The organism is Variovorax sp. P4_D9 (assembly GCF_056401695.1).
In genome coordinates this window covers 1-2,419 of record NZ_JBFUIU010001099.1, presented here as the reverse complement: position 1 = coordinate 2,419, position 2,419 = coordinate 1, and the positions used below count along the sequence as shown (strand labels likewise).

Annotated in this window: 2 protein-coding genes; both read right to left on the bottom strand. The window is 64.8% G+C overall.

Annotation, left to right across the window (positions count from 1 at the left end):
* Positions 1–577: 577 nt before the first annotated feature.
* Positions 578–1,774, bottom strand: coding sequence for an IS91 family transposase (locus AC1DY5_RS51460; RefSeq protein WP_478121985.1), 1,197 nt, complete (start codon positions 1,772–1,774; stop codon positions 578–580).
* A 9-nt stretch (positions 1,775–1,783) separates the two neighbouring features.
* On the bottom strand, positions 1,784–2,188 hold the full coding sequence (locus tag AC1DY5_RS51455) for a tyrosine-type recombinase/integrase (protein ID WP_478121986.1): 405 nt from the start codon (positions 2,186–2,188) through the stop codon (positions 1,784–1,786).
* Between the last annotated feature and the right edge of the window lie 231 nt (positions 2,189–2,419).

Sequence of the window (2,419 nt, the reverse complement as noted above, 5' to 3'; positions counted from 1 at the left end):
GTCGAAGCCAGCGGGGCCGGCTCGGTGAAGACGGCGTCCTCGCCGACGCTGGCGGGAGGCGCGACCTTCGCCACCGACTTCACCCTGCCCTGAGTTGACTTGAGCGGCGCCCCCGATGACCGGGGCGCGCCGCAATTGGGGGTGTTGCCTCCACGATCGGTGGACCACCTCACGGAGCTCGCTGAACGGCCGCTTTAGAGAAATCCGTGCGACTGCTTTGGTCTAGGGTTGTCCGACACCTGTTCGTGCGACACGACGGCGCCGAGCACGACATGGCCTGAGGACAGGTGTTGGACAAGCCTCCATGGAGGAAACCGCGGAATGCAGCTTGGACGCCTGAGAAAGCTACGAGACTATGGGGATTCGGGACGCGTGGATCGAGCTGGTGGTGGCGACGCGACCCCAGAATTCGGCCGATGGCGTCGATGGGGCACGGCGGATTGAAGCCGGAGCGTTGCGTTGCTCGGTGGCATGACGGACGGCGGGCCTTCGTGAGGCGCGAAGGCAAGACCTCCTCGCATCGACCCTGGAGGATGAAGAGCCGAAGCTTGGTTTGGACGCTGATGCAGATGCGAACTCATGGTGCCCGAGCCTTTTGAGGCGGAGCGCGGATTGGCTGGCCGCGAGCGAAGGTCTGCAGGATGATCATCGGGCCACCACAGTGCGGGCAGAAGAAGCTCGGTCGCTCGGATTCCGGCTCGGCATCACCAGCCGAAGTCTCCGTAGCTTTGTTGGATGGCTGCAGTAGCAACTCGCGAACTCGTGCGAGGCTGGCCTTGCGATTGCCGTTGGCCAGGAGCCCGAAGTGGCGGATGCGATGGAAGCCGCTGGGCAGGACGTGTAGCAGGAAGCGGCGCATGAACTCGTCGGCATCGAGCGTCATCGTCTTGCGGCGTGTCCGGCCCTTGGCGCGGTAGTCCTTCCAGCGGAAGGTGATGCCTCGCTCGTCCATGGCCACGAGCCGGCTATTGGAGATGGCAACCCGGTGGGTGTAGCGAGACAGATAGGCCAGCACCGCTTCCGGTCCGGCGAAGGGGCGCTTGGCATAGACGACCCATTCGCACTGGCGCAGCGGTGCGAGCCAGTCGGCGAAGGCGTTCTCATCGGCCAGTGCAGCGAACTCACCGAAGAACTGCAGCCGGCCGGCGCGATGAGCGTGCTCGAGCGCTTCGAGGAAGCGCCGCCGGAACAGCCGCGACAGCACGCGCACGGACAGAAAGAACCCGGTCTTGCAGGCGACCCAGCGCTCGCCGTCCGGCGACAGGCCCCCGCCCGGCACGATGCCATGCACGTGGGGGTGATGCGTCAGCGCCGATCCCCACGTGTGCAACACAAGCGTCACACCGATGCTGGCGCCCAGGTGCTTCGGATCGGCCGCGATGGTCAACAGGGTCTCGGCGGCGACGTCGAACAGCAACGCGTAAATCGCGGCCTTGTTGTAGTAGGCGATGGCGCTGATCGGCGCCGGCAAGGTGAAGACGACGTGGTAGTAGTCCACCGGCAGCAGATCGGCCTGTCGAGCGTCGAGCCAACGTTGCGCGGCGGCGGCCTGGCATTTCGGACAATGGCGATTGCGGCACGAGTTGTAGGCGATCTGGTCGTGCCCGCAGGCTTCGCAACGCAACACGTGGCCTCCCAGTGCCGCGCTGCGGCACTGTTCGATGGCCGACATGACCTTGAGCTGGCCCAGGCTCAGGTGACCCCGCCGCGCCGTGCGCCAAGCGGGACCGTGGGTGCGGAAGATGTCGGCGACTTCCAGGGCGCAGTGCGCCATGGAGAAGGCCTATGCAGCTTGCAGCCTCTCCAGCGGGCTGATCACTTCGTGCAGGATCTCAGTCGCCACGTGCGTGTAGACCGATGTCGTTTCCAGCTTCTTGTGGCCCAGCATCACCTGGATCACCCGGATGTCGACCTTCTGCTCCAGCAGGTGAGTGGCAAAGCAGTGCCTCAAGGTGTGCATAGAGACACGCTTGTCGATCCCAGCCGCCTCGGCCGCGTGGTGAACGGCGCGGTTGAGTTGGCGCGCGGTCAACGGGTCCACTGGGTTCATGCCCGGGAACAGCCAACCGTTGGGCAGCATCTTGCCGTGCGCATGCGCATATCGCCACCAGGCGCGCAGCCGTTCCAGCAGGACGGGCGAGAGCATGGCGTAGCGATCCTTGCCCCCACATGTGTTCGCCGGTCTTATGTTGAGGCGGGTGCGGCAGCCGCCATTGGAAGGGCGAGAGCTGTCGGTAGATGCCGGTACGACCGCAACATAAGGTCTCGGACGGATTGCTACAGCGACCTGAGGAATTCGATGAGACCTGGGTCGGAGTGCCACGGCTTGACGGAAGCCTCATCGGGTTGATCGCAGTGCGCCAGCGCCTTGGCTTTCATTTCCAGGTGTGCGCCAGCGCCTTGGCTTTCATTTCCAGGT